Genomic DNA, 16,512 nt, shown 5'->3' on the forward strand with positions numbered 1-16,512 from the left:
AGCGCATCGACCTGGCTCAAGGCATGAGGTACTTGTCGAACCAGGCCCGGAAGCGCGCCGACATGTCGCGCTCGTAGCTGGGCTTGCTGATGCTGTGGAACTCACCGGGGTAGATCACCAGCTGGGTCTCCACACCCAGGGTCTTGAGCGCCAGGTACATCTGCTCGCTGCCCGAGATCGGCACATTGAAGTCGAGCTCGCCGCCCATGAAGAGCGTGGGGGTCTTGATGCGATCGGCCTTGAAGAAGGGCGCCGACAGCTTCAGCCACAGCGCCGGATTGCGCCAGGGCGGGCCCAGCTCGTGCTCGTACTGCACCGCGTACTGGTCGGTGCCGAACATGGCCAGCTGGTTGGCGCTGCCGGCGCCGGCCACGGCGGCCTTGAAGCGCGTGTCGGCGGCGATCAGCGCGTTGGTGAGGATGCCGCCATAGCTCCAGCCGCCCACGCCCAGGCGCGCCGGGTCGGCGATGCCCTGGGCGACGGCCCAGTCCACCGCGCCCTGCAGGTCCAGCACCTCCTTGTTGAGCCAGTCGGCATGGATGGCGCGCTGGTAGGCGTCGCCACGGCCGCTGCTGCCCCGGTAGTTCACCTGCAGCACCACATAGCCGGCGGTGCAGAGTTCCTCGCGCAGCAGCTCGTGGCCCACCAGGCTGTGGCTGTCCTGGCCGTTGGGCCCGCCATGGATCAGCAGCAGGGTGGGGTAGCGCCGCCCGGGCAGGTAATCGGGCGGGTAGCTGATCAGGCCATGCACCTCGGTGCCGTCGGCGCTGCGCGAGGCGAAGTCCTCGCTGCGCCCCCAGCGCACCTCGGCGGCCCAGGCGTTGTGCCGGGTGATGGGCAGCAGCCTGCCCGGCGCGGCCGGCCGCAGCAGCTGCAGCTCGGGCGGCTGCTTGGCCGTGCTGGCGAGCAGGGCGATCTGGTCCTTGGCGGCCAGGCTCAGGCCGCTCACGCTGCGGCGCCCGTCGCTGAGTTTCTCGACGCGGCCGTCCAGGCCGATGCGCGCCAGCCAGACGGCGCCGTCGTCGTCCACGCTGGCGTAGAGGCTGGCGCCGTCGCTCGCCCAGGCAAAGCGCGCCTGCAGGCCGCGGTCCAGCGCCTGCGTCAGGATGCGCGGCGCGCCGCCCGCGGCCGCCACGGTGGCAAGGCGCCAGCGCTGGTAGGCCGACCAGCGCAGCTCGTCGCCCATCAGCACGGCGAGCTGGCGTCCATCCGGGCTCCAGGCCGGGTAGGCGTCCTCGTCGGTGGTGAAGCTGGCGAGCAGCTCACGTGCGGGCGCGTCGGGCCGGGCCTCCATCACATAGAGGCCGGTGGCCTCGCTGCGCTCGCGCTCGGCCATGCGCGGGCTGAGGAAGGCGATCTGCCGGCCGTCGGGCGACCAGGCCGGTTTGGACTCGCCGAACTCGCCGCGCGTCAGCTGCGTGAGCTTGGCGCCGGCCAGCTCGAACAGGTAGAGGTGCTGGCGCTGCGGCCCCAGATAGCCCTCGCGGTCCTGCTTGAAGTGGAAGCGGTCGATCACGATGGGCGGGCGGGTCTTGCGCTTCCAGCCCTCCAGTAGCTCGGGCTCGTCGGCCGGGTCGGCATCGTCGAGCACCAGCAGCAGGCGCCGGCCGTCGGGCGCCCATTGGAAATCGGCCACCCCGGTCTTCTGGCTGGTGAGCTGCTGGGCCTCGCCGCCCTCCAGCGCGATCTGCCAGAGTTGGGCATGCTTGCGTGCCGCCTCGTCGGCGCCGCGCTTGGCCAGGAAGGCGATGCGGCGCGCGTCCGGGCTCCAGCGCGGCTTGCCCTCGACGTCGCCGCCCTGCGTCAGCTGCAGGCTGCGGCCGCCGTCGCTGCGGCTGATCCACAGATCGGTGAGCGGCTGGTCCTTGTCGAGGTCCTGCCGGCGCAGCGTGTAGGCCACCCAGGCGCCGTCTGGCGAGATCTGGGCATCGCCGATATCGCGCAACTGCGCGATGTCGGCCGGCCCCAGGATGTGGGGATCGGCCCGGGCGGGCAGCTGGGGAAGCAGCAGGCAGGCGGCGAGGAGCAGGCGTTGGATCATGCCGGCATGCTAAGCCAGCCTGCGGCGCGCCTCTCAGTCGCTGTAGCGCTGCAGCACATAACTGCCCGGTGCGTCGGCCAGGCGGGCCTCGGCCGGGATGGGCGTAGCGGCCTGCTTGCGTCCGCCATGCCGGCCCAGCCATTGCGCCCAGGCGGGCCACCAGGAGCCCTCGTGCGGGCGCGCCTGGGCCAGCCAGTCGTCGGCATCCAGCCAGGCGCCGTGGGCGGGGCGGCTGGCGATGCGATAGCTGCGCTGTGGGTGGCCGGGTTCGGCGACGATGCCGGCGTTGTGACCGCCGCTGGCGAGCGCAAAGGTGATCTCGGCCTCGCAGAGGTGGTGCAGCTTGTAGACCGAGCGCCAGGGCGAGACATGGTCGCGCTCGGTGCCCACCAGGAAGATGGGCAGGCGCAGCTCGCTCAGCGAGACCGCATGGCTGTTGACGCGGTAGCTGCTGGCGGCGAGCGCGTTGTTCAGGTAGAGCGAGGTCAGGTACTCGTGGTGCATGCGCGCGGGCATGCGGGTGGCGTCGGCATTCCAGGCCATCAGGTCGCTGGGCTGCTCGCGTTCGCCCATCAGGTACTCGCGCATGCGCCGCGTCCAGACCAGGTCGCGCGAATGCAGGAACTGGAAGGAGGCGGCCATCTGCTTGCCGCTCAGATAGCCCTTGCCGCGCGTCAGGTTGTCGAGCAGGCCGATCTGGCTCTCGTCGATGAACAGGCCCAGCTCGCCGGGCTCGGAGAAATCGGTCTGCGCGGCCAGCAGCGTCAGGGTCTTGAGCGGGGGCAGGTCTTGAAAACCGAGCAGGGGCGCGCTGCCGGCGCGCGCCAGCGCCGCCGCGGCGATCGCCAGCAGGGTGCCGCCCAGGCAATAACCCGCGGCCTGCACGGCCGTGCCCTTGGGGCTGAGTGCGCCTATCGCCCGCAGCGCATCCAGCACGCCCAGGCTCAGGTAGTCGTCCATGCTGAGATCGTGGTCGCTGGCGTCCGGGTTGCGCCAGGACACCATGTAGACGGTATGCCCCTGCCCGACCAGGTAGCGCACCAGCGAGTTATGCGGCGAGAGGTCGAGGATGTAGTACTTCATGATCCACGAGGGCAGGATGAAGACCGGCGCGGCATGCACCTTGTCGGTCTGCGCCTCGTAGCGGATCAGCTCGATGAGACGGTTGCGGTGCACCACCTGGCCGGGTGTGACGGCCACGTCCTGGCCGACCCGCCCCACCTGGCCGGCGGGCGGCGACGCGGCCGCTCCGCTGGCATCCGCCAGCCAATGCCGCAGGCCCTGGGCCAGGTGCGCGCCCTGCGACTCGATCGCATCGTTCAGCACCACCGGGTTGCTGAGCAGCCAGTTGGCCGGCGCCAGCATGGCGAGCCATTGCTTGGCGAAGAACTGCGTCATCTCGGCATGGTGGGCGCTCATGCCCGGCACGCGCGCGGCCTCGCGCCAGAAGGCCTCGGCATTGCGAAAGCCCGCGCGCAGCTGGCTGTAGGGCCAGGCGGCCCAGGCCTGGTGGCGAAAGCGCGGGTCGTCGTCATGGGCGCCGGCGCCGCCCTCGGCCGTGCCATCGTGCTGGCGCAGGGTGTCGGCGCCCAGCTGCGCGGCCAGCGCGGCCAGCTCCAGCTGGCGGCCCGGCGAGACCCCCAGATGCCAGCCCCAGTCGGCCATGGCCAGCGCCAGCGAGACCGGCGAAAGCCCGCCGGTGAGCGGGGCGGCGGCCGCATGCAGCACGCGGTCTAGGCGTTGGGTGGGGGTTTCGGTCATGGGCGTTCACCAAGTGACGACCACCCATTCTTGAACGCCCGGTCTCAGCCGGGCTTGTGCTCCATCAAGCCGAGCGCGGGCGCTCGAAGCCGCTCTCAGCCCAAGCCGCGGCACTCGCCTGGCTGAGCTTGAAGCCGGGCGCCACGCGCACCTGGGCCAGGCGCTCGCCGGCGGCGTCGAAGGCCGCCAGCAGCGCATGCGGCGCCTCCTCGTCGGGCACGATGTCCAGGGTGACGAGCAGGCGGCCGGCCTCGCTGTCCAGCCTGAGCTCGCGGTGCAGCTGGGCATGCAGGGCCTGCTCGTGGCGGCGTATCACCTCGCTGGCGGTCTTCACCAGGGTGTTGAAGGCGTTCACGTCAAGCGGCTTGGGGTTCTTCTTGTCGCGCCCCATGGTCCAGGGGCCCACCAGGGCCGGCTCGGCCTCGCCGGCCTTGTACATGGCCACGGCCCAGCCTTCGTCGTCCTCGTTCTTGATGACGCGCGCGGTCCAGCCGCGGTCGCGCCAGAGGCGGGGTTCAAAGATGGCGGCGTCGGGGTCCTGCGGGAAATCGGTTTTTTCTTCACTCATGCCCACAGTGTAGGTAGGCGCCGCCGCGCGGCCCGGCGCTCAGTGCGAGGCGCTGAGCTGGGCCGTCACGATGGGCGCCGCGCAGTCCGCCGCGGCGCCGGTGCCGCGCACCACAAAGGGCTGCTCGGCCCAGGGGCCGCTCTTGGCGCCGGTGGCCTTGCCGCCGCAGCCCTTGCTCTTGACGATCTCGTCCACCGCGGCGGCCTGCTTGGGCGCCAGGCGGGGCAGCTTGGCGGCGAACACCAGCTGCATGGCCTCGGTGGGGGTGGCCGAGTCGGGCGCGGGCAGGGGGCCGAACAAGGTGTTGATGCCCTGCGTGTCCTTGATGGCGTTGCTGGACTTGGTGCTAGCGCGCAGGCGCCGCACATAGGACAGTGCCACTTCCATGGCTGCATAGCCGCGCGCCACCGAGACGGTGAAGGGCTTGAGGAAGCCGGCGCTGTAGGTGGCGGCCACCTGGTCCCAGCGCGCCTTGTCGATCGCCAGCACCGGGCACAGCACGGCGTCGTACTTGTCGGAGATGCTGGGCTCGAAATCCATCCAGCAGCTGGTGCGTGCGCTCACGCGCAGGCCGGTGTCCGAGCGCAGCTTGGCGGCCAGCTTCTCGGCCGCGAACAGCTCCACCCGGCCGAGCTGCAGCTGGCTGCTCTCCAGGCCCTTGATGCGTTCGGCATTGCTGGAGACGAAGCCGATGCCGGCGCTCCTGAGCAGCTCGGCACCGCCACCGATTTCGCACCAGTTGCCCAGCACCACATCCACCTTGGCCTCGATCAGCGCCTTGGTGGCGGCCTCGGCCTTTTTGGGGTCGCAGCCGCTGTCCTTGACGATCAGGGTGGGCAGGGGCTGCGAGGGCCAGGTCTTGAGCGCCAGCTGCATGCCGTTGCGGATCTCCTCGGCCTGCTCCTTGCTGGGCCAGCTCTCGGGCAGGATGACGCCGATGCTGCCGCCGCCGGCCTGCGCGCACATGGACGAGGCCATGGCCAGCAGGCCAATGCCAAACAGGGCTGCGCGCTTGAATTCCGTCGTCATCATCTGGTGCTCCTCGGTCGATCGGCGGGCGTTGCGGATTTCGCCCGAGCCGGTGTATCGCCCGGACTTCGGCCGGCGGCAATCGCCGTTTACCCTGGAGCTGGGGTTTGCCGTGCCTGCGCGGCGGCAAGCTGTCACGAAATTGCCACGTTCAGCCCAGCGCGAGGGCGGCCACGCCCAGCGCGATGCAGCCGGCGCCCAGCAGGCGCAGCAGGCGATCGCCCTCGCCCAGCAGGCTGCCGCCGGCGATGGCCGCGAACAGCATCGAGAGCTCGCGCGCCGGCGCCACATGGCTCACCGGTGCCATGCGCATCGCATGCAGCACCAGCACATAGCTGACCGGGCTGAGCAGCGCGATGGCCAGCGCCGCCCGCCAGCGCGTGCGCCAGACCGCCAGCGTGGCGGCGCGCCGGGCCGGCGCCAGCAGGGGCAGCTGCAGCGGCACGCGCAGGAGGTTGTTGGCGAAATAGGCCAGCGCCGGCGCGATCGCCAGCACCTTGACCGCATAGCCATCGACCAGGGTGTAGCCGGCAATGCAGGCGCCGGTGAGCGCGCCCCACAGCAGGCCCTGGCGCACGCGCCGACGCTGCTCGCTCGGCTGCGCGCGGCCGCCGCCCAGCATGGCCGGGCCGCCCGCGATCAGGAACACCCCGCCCACCACGCCCAGCGCGCCCAAGGCGCCCAGCAGGCTCAGGCGCTCGGACAGCAGCAGCAGGGCGCCGGCCGAACTCAGCAAGGGCCCGCTGCCGCGCGCCACCGGGTAGACCACGCTGAGGTCGGCCACCGCATAGCCATGCATCAGGCAGTGGTAGTAGACGACGTGCAGCCCGGCGCTGGCGGCCAGCACCAGCAACTCCTTCCAGCCCCAGTTCACGACCTGTTCCAGCTCCAGCCAGGGCAGCAGCGGCGCCCACAGCACGACGACGAGCAGGGCGATCAGCAGCACCAGGGCCTGGCCGCCGCCGGCCTTCTTGGCGATCAGGTTCCAGGCGGCGTGGCAGAGGGCGGCGGTGACGACGAGGGCGAGGGCGAGCGGGCTCATCGGCTGGCAGCGCCGCCACCGCCCTGGACCTGGCGGCGCAGCAAGGCCAGGGCCTGCTGCAGTTCTTCCTGCGCGGTGGCCGCTTCCAGCGGCAGGTCCGGCTGCAGGCCCACGCCGTGCAGGCGCTTGCCCTTGGGCGTTTCCCAGTAGGCGCTGGTGTACTTGATGGCGTCGCCACGTTCGCTCAGCAGTTGCAGCTTCTGGATGCTGCCGCGGCCTTCGGTCTTGTGGCCGGCCAGACGCGCGCGGCCATGTTCTTGCAAGGCAGCTGCGAGCATTTCGGCACCGGAGGCGCTGCCTTCGTCCACCAGCACCAGCAGCGGCAGGGACTTCAGCGCCGGCGGCAGGCCTTGCAGCGGGTCGGCCGTCGCACGCGCGGCCTCGGCACGGTACTCTTGCAGGCTGTCGGGGCTGCTGCCCACGGTGCGGCCGATCAGCTCGCCCTTGGGCAGCAGCATGGTCGCCAGGCCCATGGCGGCACTCAGCAGGCCGCCCGGGTTGCCGCGCAGGTCCATCAGCATGCCGCGCACCGGCTGGGCCTGCCATTGCGCGCGCAGCAGGGTGGCGCTCTCCTGCACGGTCTTGTCGTTCAGCATGGGCACGCGCAGCAGCAGCAGGCCGGGTTCGGGCATGCGCAGCGTAACGCCGGCGTTCTGCAGCACGGCACGCTGCAGGCGGAGCTCGCGCGGCGCGGGCTCCTGGCCGCGTTGCAGCAGCAGCTGCAGCTCGCTGCCGGCGGCGCCGCGCAGCTGCCGGGTGATCGTGTCGCTGCGCAAGCCGGCGACGCTCTGGCCGTCCAGCGCCAGCAGCACATCGCCCCGGCGCACGCCGGCCAGTTCGGCCGGCCCGCCTTCCACCGTGGCGGCGACCACCAGGCGCTGCTGGCGCTCGGCCAAGCTCAGCCCAACGCCGACGGCCTGGGCCGTGCTGCGCTCGCGCAGGTTCTTGACTTCCTCGGGGCTCAGGTAGGCGCCGTCGGGATCGGCCTCGCGCAGCACACCGCGCAGGGCAGCCTGCAGCATCTGCTCCTGGCTTGGCGGCGTGGCCAGGCCCTCGCGCAGCAGATTGAGCGCGGCCGCCAGCGGTTTCAGATCGGCCGGGGTGATGGGTTTGCCGGGTTCGACCTTGGCGACAGGGGCTGGTTGCGCCAGACCGGTGGGCGCAGCGCCGGCCAGCAGCAGGGCCAGGCAGATGGGGGGCAGTAATTTCATCGCATGGACTCGGAAGGCCGTGTAGTTTCCCAGAGTTCGCCGGCAGCCTCTGGTCCTCTGGTCCAATGTGCGGCATGTCGCTGCGGCTCAGAGGGTGTCTGCTCACGGTTCTGCTGCTCGGCCCGCCCTTGCTGCGGGCCGCGCCGGCCAGCCTGCGCGACGAGGAGATCGCCGAATGCCGCCCCGGCGAGATCAGCACCTGGGGCGACGGTGCGGACCGCCCCGCCATCGCCACCCCGCTGCTGTTCGTCTACACGCACCGCAAGGCACCTTACTGGTTCAGTGCGGCGCAGGTGGAACGGGCGCTGGAGCAGGCGCTGCAGGGCTGGGCCGGCTGCGGCGTGCCGGCGCGGCTGTTGCGCGGCGAACACCCGCAGAACGCCTGGCGCCAGGGTGCGGTGCTGGTGCAGTGGAACGAGCAGGGCGCGGCGCGCAACTTCGGCCTGGCGAACCTGAGCCAGCGCACACTCGCGCTGGGCCCGGCGGCCTTCGAGTTGCTGCACGAGCGCAACCCCGGCCACCCGGCCGAGCAAACCCTGCAGATGGTGATCTCGCACGAGATGGGCCATCTGTTCGGCGTGATGGCGCATTCAAAGCGCTGCGTGGACGTGATGTCCTACTACACCGGCGCGCAGGGCGAGCAATGCAGCATCCGCGACGGCGCGCGCCTGGCCAAGGGGGTGGAGTACCGCGCGCTTTTGCCTACCGCCTGCGATGTGCAGCGTTGCCGGGCGGCGAATGCGGGGGCACGGCCTTAAGAGGAAGACCTCAGCGGAAATCCCGGCTCCCCACCCCCAGCCGCCCCAGCCAGGGCGTGAGGTCCTCGAAACGCTGGGCGATCAGGTTGCGTACGCCGTTCTCGTGCTGCCAGCGGCCATGCACCACCAGCAGGCGCGCGGCCAGGATGGTGGCGCGGTGGGCCTTGTAGATGTCGGGCCAGACGATCACCTGCACGCTGCCGGCCTCGTCTTCCAGGCTGATGAAGAGCGTGCCCTTGGCGGTCTGCGGGCGCTGGCGCACCGTCACCAGGCCGCAGGTATGCGCGCTGCGGCCGCTCTTGCAGTCCTGCAGCTCGGCCGAGCTCTGCAGCCCGCGCCGGGCCAGGCGTGCGCGCAGCAGCGCCAGCGGATGGCTGCGCAGGGTCAGGCCCAGCGACGCATAGTCCCACAGCACCTCCTCGCCCTCGGGCGCGGCGGGCAAGGCCAGCTCGTCCTCGGCCGGCAGGCTGCCGCGCAACAGTGGCGGCAGGCGGTGCAGCGCCGAGGCCTGCCAGACCTGCTGGCGGCGGTGGCCGCTGAGCGAGGCGAGCGCATCGGCGGCGGCCAGCAGCTGCATCTCGCGCTGGTCCAGCGCGGCGCGCAGGGCCAGGTCTTGCGCATGGCTGAAGGGTGCTCCTCCCTGGGCCGGATCGCGCGCCGCCACGATGCGCTCGGCCGCCGCATCCGCCAGCCCATGCACCAGGCGCAGGCCCAGGCGCACGGCGGGCTGGGCCAGTGCGGCATCGTCGCCCAGCACCTCGGGCGTCAGATGGCTGTCCACCCCGCTGAAGCTCACATCCGCCGGCAGCACCTCGACGCCATGGCGGCGCGCGTCCTGCACCAGCTGGGCCGGGGTGTAGAAGCCCAGCGGCTGCGAGTTCAAGAGCGCGCACAGAAAGGCCGCCGGCTCGTGCTTTTTCAGCCAGCAGCTCACATAGGTGAGCAGGGCAAAGCTGGCGGCATGCGATTCGGGGAAGCCGTAGGAGGCAAAGCCCTTGATCTGCTTGAAGATGGATTCGGCGAACTCGTCGCGGTAGCCGCGCGCGCGCATGCCGTCAAGGATCTTGGCGTGGAAGCGCCCCAGGTCGCCGGGGCGTTTCCAGGCGGCCATGGCGCGGCGCAGCTGGTCGGCCTCGCCGGGCGTGAAGCCGGCCGCGATCATCGCCACCTGCATCACCTGCTCCTGGAAGATCGGGATGCCGCAGGTGCGCTGCAGTGCTGCCTTCAAGGCCTCGCTGGGGTAGATGACATCGTCCGGATGCTTGGCGCGGTTCTCCAGATAGGGATGCACCATGCCGCCCTCGATCGGGCCGGGGCGCACGATCGCCACCTCGATCACCAGGTCGTAGAACTTGCGCGGCTTGAGGCGCGGCAGCATCGACATCTGCGCGCGGCTCTCGATCTGGAAGGTGCCCACGGTGTCGGCGGCGCAGATCATGTCGTAGGTGGGCGCGTCGTCCTGCGGCGTGGTGGCCAGATCGAGCGTGCTGCCGCGCAGGCGGTTCACCATCTCGTAGCAGCGCCGCAGCGCGCTGAGCATGCCCAGGGCCAGCACGTCGACCTTGAGCAGATTGAGGGCGTCGAGATCGTCCTTGTCCCACTCGATCACGCTGCGTTCCTTCATGGTGGCGTTCTCGATCGGCACCAGGCGCGAGAGCGGCCCCTCGGTAAGCACGAAGCCGCCCACATGCTGGCTGAGGTGGCGCGGCATGCCCATCAGCTGGCGCGAGAGGGTGATGAGCTGCTGCAGCTTCACATCCTCGGCATCGAAGCCATGCTGGGCCTGCAGCTGCGCGAAGCGCTCGGGCGGCAGGATGTCCTCGCTCCAGCCCGAATGATCCTTGGCAAGCTTTTCCAGCAAGGCCTCGTCGAAGTCCAGCGCGCGGCCCACGTCGCGCAGCGCGCTGCGCGCGCGGTAGGCGATCACCACGGCGGTGAGGGCGGCGCGGTGGCGGCCGTAGCGCTGGTAGAGGTACTGGATCACCTGCTCGCGGCGCTCATGCTCGAAGTCCACGTCGATATCGGGCGGCTCGTTGCGTTCGCGGCTGATGAAGCGCTCGAACAGCAGGGTGCTCTCGGCCGGGTTCACCGCGGTGATCTCCAGGCAGTAGCAGACCACCGAGTTGGCGGCCGAGCCGCGCCCCTGGCAGAGGATGCCCTGCGCGCGCGCGAAGCGCACGATGTCGGCCACGGTGAGGAAGTAATGCTCGTAGCGCAGCTCGGCGATCAGCGCCAGCTCATGCTCGACGCGCGCCAGCCAGGCGGCGCCGCCATCCGCGGGCCAGCGCCTGGCCATGCCCTCGAAGGTGAGGCGGCGCAGATAGCTGCTGGGCGTTTCGCCGGCGGGGATGACCTCGCTGGGGTATTGGTAGCGCAGTTCGTCGAGCGTGAAATGGCAGCGCGCGGCGATCTTCAGGGTCTCGGCCAGCAAGTCGGGCGGGTAGACCTGGGCCAGGCGCAGGCGGCTGCGCAGATGGCGTTCGGCATTGGGCTGCAGCTCCAGGCCGCAGGCGTGGATGGGTTTGCCCAGGCGCGTGGCTGTCATCACATCCTGCAGCGGCTTGCGCGAGCGCACATGCATGTGGACATCGCCCGTGGCCACCAGTGGAATCTCGGTGGCTTGCGAGAGCGCGCGCAGGCGTTGCAACCAGCGCTCGTCGGAGAGTTCGCTGAGCAGCTCCACGCCTATCCAGGCACGGCCTGCGAAGGCGCCCAGCAGCCAGCGCGCCTGTTCCAGCAGCGCCGCATCGCTGCTGGTGCGCAGCGGCAGCAGGATCAGCAGCAAGCCGTCCAGCCCACCCTCCTGGCTGGCGGCGCGCAGCTGCGGCCAATGCAGCCGGTACTGGCCCTTGGTGGGGGAGGCGCGGCGCAGATCGGTGATGAACTGGCTCAGGTTGCCATAGGCCTCGCGCTGCGGGGCCAAGAGCACCAGCTTGAAGAGCGGCGCCTCGCCGTCATCATCTTCATCATCACCGTCGCGCACCAGGAACTCGCTGCCGATGATGAGCTGGGGCAGCTCCAGCTCGGGGTCCAGCTCGGGCCGCTCGCCCATCAGGCGCTTCAGGCCCATATGCGCGCGTACCACCCCGGCCAGCGAGCATTCGTCGGTGATGGCGATGGCGGCATAACCCTGATCGTGGGCGCGCCGCACCAGCTCCTCGGGGTCGGAGGCGCCGCGCAGAAAGCTGAAGTTGCTCAAGCAGTGGAGTTCAGCGTAGCCCCCCGGTCCGCGCGTTGGGCTGTTCATGCGAACACCCCATGCAGAAACCAGCGCTGCTCGTCGACGGACAGGCGTTCCTGGTAAATCCACAGCAGGCCGCTCTGGCCGCTGCTGGGGCTGCGGGCGAGGAAATAGTCGCGCTGCACCTGTTGCGGATCCGCGGCGCGCCCGCCCCACCAGCCGCCCTCGATGCGCTGCGGCCCGGCCAGCAGCTGCAGCGGCCGGCCCTGGTGCAGCGGTTGATGATCGCGGCGCGTCTTGAGCGCCAGCGGCGGCTCTAGCAGCCAGCTGGGCTGGGGCTGCAGGGCCGGCCGCACCTTGTCCGGGGGCAAGACCTGGCCCCAGGCCAGCCAGTCCTGCATGCACTCGGGCCTATGGTCCTCGCGCAGGCGGACGCGGCGCACGCGCTCGGGGCCCAGGCGCACCGCCATGCGTTCCAGCAGCTGGTTGAGCGGCTCCCTGGCCTGTTCGGGCGCGTCCGGCAGCAGCGAGGCGCTCAGCTCCTGCAGGGCCAGCACCTCGTCGGCGCGCAGCTGCAGCTCGCCCACCGGGGCCTGCAGCGTCAGCTGGGCCAGATGCTCGCGCATCAGGCGAGAAAGGTGAGCGAAATCGCGCGTGGTGTCGGCCGTGCCCAGGCTCAGCGCGCCGCCGCTGCCGGCCTCGCGCGCGCGCATCGCGTCGTGCTGCCAGGCGAGCGTGAGCCGCTTGACGCCGGCATGCCGCGCCGCCAGCCAGGCGCAGAGCTGGCGCAGCAGCAGCTCGACGTAATGGCTCAGCGCCGGCGCGTTATCGATGCGCCAGGGCAGCTCCAACCGCGCCTGGAACTGCTCGGGCGCCACCACCCAGGCATGGGCCTCGGGGGCCCGGCCATAGGCCTGGTCCAGCGCCTGCAGCAGGGCCGCGCCAAAGCGCCGCGCCATGGGCCCGCGCGGCAGCGCGCGCACCTGCCCCAGGCGCTGGCAGCCCAGCCGCGCCAGCATGGGCGCGTGCGCGGCCACCGCGCTGAGACTGTCCAGCGGCAGGCCGTCCAGCAGCGGGGTCAGGTCTTGCGTGAGGCCGGCGAGGGCCTGCAAGTCGTTCGCCGGGCCGCTCCCAAGAACGACTTGGCCCCCTCGGGGGGCCGCTCGCGTACCCGCGGGCGAGGGGCTGACGGTACGCGCCAGCGCCAGCGCGGCCAGGCTGGTAGGGGCCCAGGCCAGGGCCTGCACGCCGTAGGCCGGGCCTTCCTGCAGCACGCGCCGGTGCAGGGCGCGCAGGCCGCCGAACAGGCGCAGGCTGGCGCCCAGCTCCAGCAGCACCGCATGGTCCTCCAGCAGGGCCACGCGCGGCGTGAACTGCAGGCACCACCAGGCCAGGGTCTGCCGCGCGGCCGGGTCACTGCAGGCTGCTGGCGGCGCGAGCAGCAGGGCGAGCCAGTACAGCGGGGGTGGGCTCATGGTGGGGCTCCTTGGGAGCGGTGACAGGGGTGGCGGGCCGCAGATGTCGAGGGGCCAGCAGCCCGGCCAGCTCGGCCGGCAGGGCGTCCAGCCGCAGCGCCTGGGCGTGCGCCGGCCCGCGGCGCTTGAGGATCAGCAACTCCAGACTCCAGTCGGCGCCGGGCTTGAGGATCAGGCGCAGCGGCGCGGCCGAGGACTGGGCTTGCACCGCCAGCGGCCGGAACAGGAACACCGGCGCCGCCGAGCCCAGGGCCGCGGCCTGCAGGCGGCGTATCTGCGCCGGCCCGGCCTCGGGCAGCCAGGCCAGCACGGCGCCGGCGGCATTCGCCTTGATGGCCTGCTCGGTGGCCCAGAGCGCCTGCAAGGCATTGGCGGGCGCGACCCAGACCAGTTGCTGCGGCGCGATGCCATGCGCGCGCAAGCCCGGCAGATGGGGCTGCTGCGGCGGGTTCACCAGCAAGAGCGGGGGGCGCGCCGCGGGTGCCGGCGTGGCGGGCCGGCGGCGCGTGGGCTGCGGGGCTTGTTGTTGTTGTTGTTGCTGCAGCAGCAGCCGGCCCAGTGCCGGCCCCAGCAAGCGCCATTCGCACAGCCCGGCCTGGGGCTGCAGGATCTCGCTGAGCATGCGCGTGGGCCAGCCACCGCCGGGCAGCTGGGCGTCCAGGGCAGCGAAGCCGCTGGCGATGCAGGGGTTGGCGCTGGCGCCCAGGCTGGTGGCGCGCCACAGCCGCGCATCGGCCAGCAGGGCGGCGTGGCCGGGATCGGCGGCGGGAGCGGTGGTTGGCATGATAGCTGTACAAAAACACAGTATATGCAATCGACAGCCGCTCGCCAGCATCTGAACGCGGCATCCGCTGCGCGCACAGGCCCCCAAGGCCAGGGGGGCTGACCCGGCTCGGGCTGCCGTCATAATCAGGGAAAACCCCGAACCCAAAGGCTTTGGCAAGGCATGAGTTGGCAAACAGGTCCTGTTGCGAATGCGCATCCCATGGCAGCACCGCTGCTGCTGGAAACCGAGCGCCTGCTGCTGCGCGCACCCGCCGATGCCGACCTGGACACGCTGTTCGAGGTGCATGCCGACCCGGTCACCAACCATCACAGCCCGCACGGGCCCCTGCATGAACGGGAGGAAGCGCAGGAGCTGTTGCAGCAGTGGCAGGCCCATTGGCAGCAGCGCGGCTTTGGCTACTGGGTGATTGCCCTGCGCGAACTGCCCGGCGAGGTGCTGGGCTTCGGCGGCATCATGGCCAAGCCCATCGATGGCCAGGAGGGGCTGAACCTCTACTTCCGCTTCCGCCCCCAGGCCTGGGGCCAGGGCTATGCCTCGGAGATGGCGCTCACCGCCCTGGGCCTGGCCTTCACTCATTTGCAGGCCCCCGCCGTGCTGGCGGTGGTGCGCCCGGCCAACACGCCCTCGCGCAAGACCCTGGAGCGCATCGGCATGCGCCTCAAGGGCTCGCTGGCCGACGTGCCCGGTCAGGCCCCCAGCCTGCTCTATGAGCTGACCGCGGCGCAATACGCCAGCAGCCCCCGCCAAAAACCCGAACCGACGCCGTTTGGTGCTTGAGCAGGATCGAGGCAAGGCTGCTGCGCTTGCAAGCGCAGCAGCCTTCGCCAGGCATGGGCAGCACGCTGCCCAAGTCCGGGCTCAGCACCTGCGTGCTGTCCGACGCCTGCGAAAGGATTGGGCACCTGCCCGCACCCACTCAGCAGCCCTGCCGTCTTGCACCCAGCTCCAGCAGGGCGCGCGCCGCCTCCAGACCTTCGGGCCTGCGCAGCGCGCCGCCATGGCCGACCTCGGGCCCCTCCACCAGGCGCAGGCAGCTGTCGCGGTGGCGCATGGCCTGGGCCAGGCCGTGGCTGAAGCGGGGCGAGGCGGTCTGGTCTGGTCCTGCTTGCCCACCAGCGGCAGGGCGTCCTCCTGCATGCCTGCGACGCCGCCGCTGCCCTCCGACAGGCCCATGTCGCGATAGTCCCAGACCAAGACATTCATCAGCGGCAGCCTGGCGCTGTGGCGCAGCAGGGCCGCTTAGCGCGGCAAGGTCAGCGGCGTCTCGACCCAGGACGACCAGTAACTGCTGCCGGCTGGCTTGCTGCGGGTGGCGCCGGCATACCAGTTGGGCTCGGGCGCGGTATCGCTGTCTTCGCCGTAGCTCACGGTCACCTGGGCACCGTATTTGAAGTACCAGCGCGGGTTCCAGCCCAGACCGGCCAGGTCCGGGAAGCTGTATTCAAGCGTCTTGGCGCCCTTGGTCCAGCCGGCCGAGAACCTGAAGTACCAGAACGGGTCCTGCCCGCTCGGGTCCGGGTTGTCAAAGGTGTCGACGCGCAGCGTGCTGATCAGGCTGCCTGCCAGCGGCGACCACTTGACGAGCGGACGCGGATAGGCGCTGTTGGGCACCAGCCCGACGGCGACGGGATTGACATTGGGCGGCAATTGCACCGTTTGCCCCGCGCCATCGAGCGAGCGGTAGCCGGCCTGCCGGAACGCTCTGCCATCGCCCTGCGCCAGGCTGGCGGTCACGGCCGTTGAGTAATAGCCATTGGGAAGCGCGGTGCCGGCCGGCAGCGTCGGGTAGGCGCCCGAGCTCGTCGAGCGGTTCAGGGCAATCGAGCCCTGCGCCGAACGCCAGGTGACCGAGTACGACAGCGATTCGCCCGCACGCGCGGCGTCCGCGGCCAGGCCGATGCGCTGCGTCGCCGTGAGCGCTGTGCCACGGGCAAGGTCGAAGCTGATCGGCAGATCGGTGCTGGTCTTCAGATCGCGCAGGTAGACGAACAGATCCGCCACATTGCTGCTGTCAAAACGGCTCAGCGAGGCATCGAAGGCCGCGTCGCCGACCATGAAGGCATGGCGGTCCGCCTGCCAGCTGTTGCACGCCTCATTGGCCGTATAAGCCTGTACCCGGACATGGCAGCGCGCGCTGCTGCCGGCATTCAACACACTGGCACGGATGGTGTGATTCGCATCGCGCGAGGACTCGGACGCCGAGAGGTCGACCACCGCCGCTTCCTCGCGGGTGAGGTGGAGCGCGTTGACGGTCGCGGCTTCGTTGGGCTGCTCGGCTACCACCAGCACCGCATAGCGCCCCTCGGCGTTGTCGACCTGGAAGCTGTAGTTCCCGCCCGATGGCTGCGCCAGCTTCCAGGGCCCATCGCCATCCTGGTAGGCGACCCAGACCTGCAGATTGCGGGCCTTGGGGGGCAGCACGGTCACGCTGCCTGCATGGCTGGTCGAACTTGGCCCGCCGGTGCTCGGCGCCACTGGCGTCGAGCCGGCGCCGCCCCCACCGCCGCAGCCCACCAAACCCGTCGCGGCCAGCAGTGCCGCCAGTGCCGTCACGGGCGCCAGCGCGCCCTTGCTTCGAATCATCAGTGCCTCCTCGTTCACTTGCTGCCCAGTGCAGCTGGGCGAATGGCGCGCGATTCTGTCACAGCCCTTTTGGGGC

At 70.9% G+C, this 16,512-nt stretch carries 13 protein-coding genes; 2 read left to right on the top strand and 11 right to left on the bottom strand.

Annotated elements, in window-relative coordinates; all coding sequences use genetic code 11:
• Window positions 1-16: 16 nt before the first annotated feature.
• The 6 genes from WG898_RS10235 to WG898_RS10260 all read right to left on the bottom strand — a co-directional run bounded on the left by WG898_RS10235 (window position 17) and on the right by WG898_RS10260 (window position 7,652).
• Window positions 17-2,041: a S9 family peptidase gene (locus tag WG898_RS10235; protein WP_339602683.1), complete on the bottom strand. Its 2,025-nt coding sequence runs from the start codon at window positions 2,039-2,041 to the stop codon at window positions 17-19.
• A gap of 33 nt (window positions 2,042-2,074) precedes the next feature.
• A complete protein-coding gene (locus tag WG898_RS10240) occupies window positions 2,075-3,802 on the bottom strand; it encodes a PHA/PHB synthase family protein (protein ID WP_339602684.1) in 1,728 nt (575 codons plus the stop codon).
• 64 nt (window positions 3,803-3,866) lie between these two features.
• A complete protein-coding gene (locus tag WG898_RS10245; RefSeq protein ID WP_339602685.1) occupies window positions 3,867-4,370 on the bottom strand; it encodes a hypothetical protein in 504 nt (167 codons plus the stop codon).
• Window positions 4,371-4,409: 39 nt separating this feature from the next.
• Complete coding sequence (locus tag WG898_RS10250; RefSeq protein ID WP_339602686.1) at window positions 4,410-5,402, bottom strand: hypothetical protein; 993 nt, start codon at window positions 5,400-5,402, stop codon at window positions 4,410-4,412.
• Between the two features lie 148 nt (window positions 5,403-5,550).
• Window positions 5,551-6,441, bottom strand: coding sequence for an EamA family transporter (locus tag WG898_RS10255; RefSeq protein WP_339602687.1), 891 nt, complete (start codon window positions 6,439-6,441; stop codon window positions 5,551-5,553).
• Window positions 6,438-7,652 carry a S41 family peptidase gene (locus WG898_RS10260; RefSeq protein ID WP_339602688.1) on the bottom strand — a complete coding sequence of 405 codons (1,215 nt, stop codon included), beginning with the start codon at window positions 7,650-7,652 and terminating at the stop codon, window positions 6,438-6,440. Before WG898_RS10260 ends, WG898_RS10255 begins: the two co-directional genes overlap by 4 nt.
• 74 nt (window positions 7,653-7,726) lie before the next feature.
• On the opposite strand from WG898_RS10260, the gene WG898_RS10265 reads away from it, so the two are divergent.
• Window positions 7,727-8,410, top strand: coding sequence for a hypothetical protein (locus tag WG898_RS10265; protein WP_339602689.1), 684 nt, complete (start codon window positions 7,727-7,729; stop codon window positions 8,408-8,410).
• 10 nt (window positions 8,411-8,420) lie between these two features.
• Here WG898_RS10265 and WG898_RS10270 read toward each other — a convergent pair whose 3' ends face one another.
• The 3 genes from WG898_RS10270 to WG898_RS10280 are packed head-to-tail and all read right to left on the bottom strand — an operon-like array spanning window position 8,421 to window position 13,850.
• A complete protein-coding gene (locus WG898_RS10270) occupies window positions 8,421-11,657 on the bottom strand; it encodes an error-prone DNA polymerase (RefSeq protein WP_339602690.1) in 3,237 nt (1,078 codons plus the stop codon).
• Window positions 11,654-13,066 carry a Y-family DNA polymerase gene (locus WG898_RS10275; RefSeq protein ID WP_339602691.1) on the bottom strand — a complete coding sequence of 471 codons (1,413 nt, stop codon included), beginning with the start codon at window positions 13,064-13,066 and terminating at the stop codon, window positions 11,654-11,656. The genes WG898_RS10270 and WG898_RS10275 overlap by 4 nt, the downstream gene beginning before the upstream one ends.
• Window positions 13,005-13,850: a recombinase RecA gene (locus WG898_RS10280; RefSeq protein ID WP_339602692.1), complete on the bottom strand. Its 846-nt coding sequence runs from the start codon at window positions 13,848-13,850 to the stop codon at window positions 13,005-13,007. Before WG898_RS10280 ends, WG898_RS10275 begins: the two co-directional genes overlap by 62 nt.
• Window positions 13,851-14,051: 201 nt before the next feature.
• Here WG898_RS10280 and WG898_RS10285 point away from each other — a divergent pair, with 201 nt between their 5' ends.
• Window positions 14,052-14,630 carry a GNAT family N-acetyltransferase gene (locus WG898_RS10285; protein WP_339602693.1) on the top strand — a complete coding sequence of 193 codons (579 nt, stop codon included), beginning with the start codon at window positions 14,052-14,054 and terminating at the stop codon, window positions 14,628-14,630.
• Between the two features lie 139 nt (window positions 14,631-14,769).
• On the opposite strand, the gene WG898_RS10290 is transcribed toward WG898_RS10285, so the two are convergent.
• Complete coding sequence (locus WG898_RS10290; protein ID WP_339602694.1) at window positions 14,770-14,904, bottom strand: hypothetical protein; 135 nt, start codon at window positions 14,902-14,904, stop codon at window positions 14,770-14,772.
• A gap of 188 nt (window positions 14,905-15,092) precedes the next feature.
• A complete protein-coding gene (locus tag WG898_RS10295; RefSeq protein WP_339602695.1) occupies window positions 15,093-16,436 on the bottom strand; it encodes a hypothetical protein in 1,344 nt (447 codons plus the stop codon).
• Window positions 16,437-16,512 lie beyond the last annotated feature (76 nt).

This window comes from Paucibacter soli, assembly GCF_037482845.1.
GTDB classification, from domain to species: Bacteria; Pseudomonadota; Gammaproteobacteria; order Burkholderiales; family Burkholderiaceae_C; genus Paucibacter_B; species Paucibacter_B soli.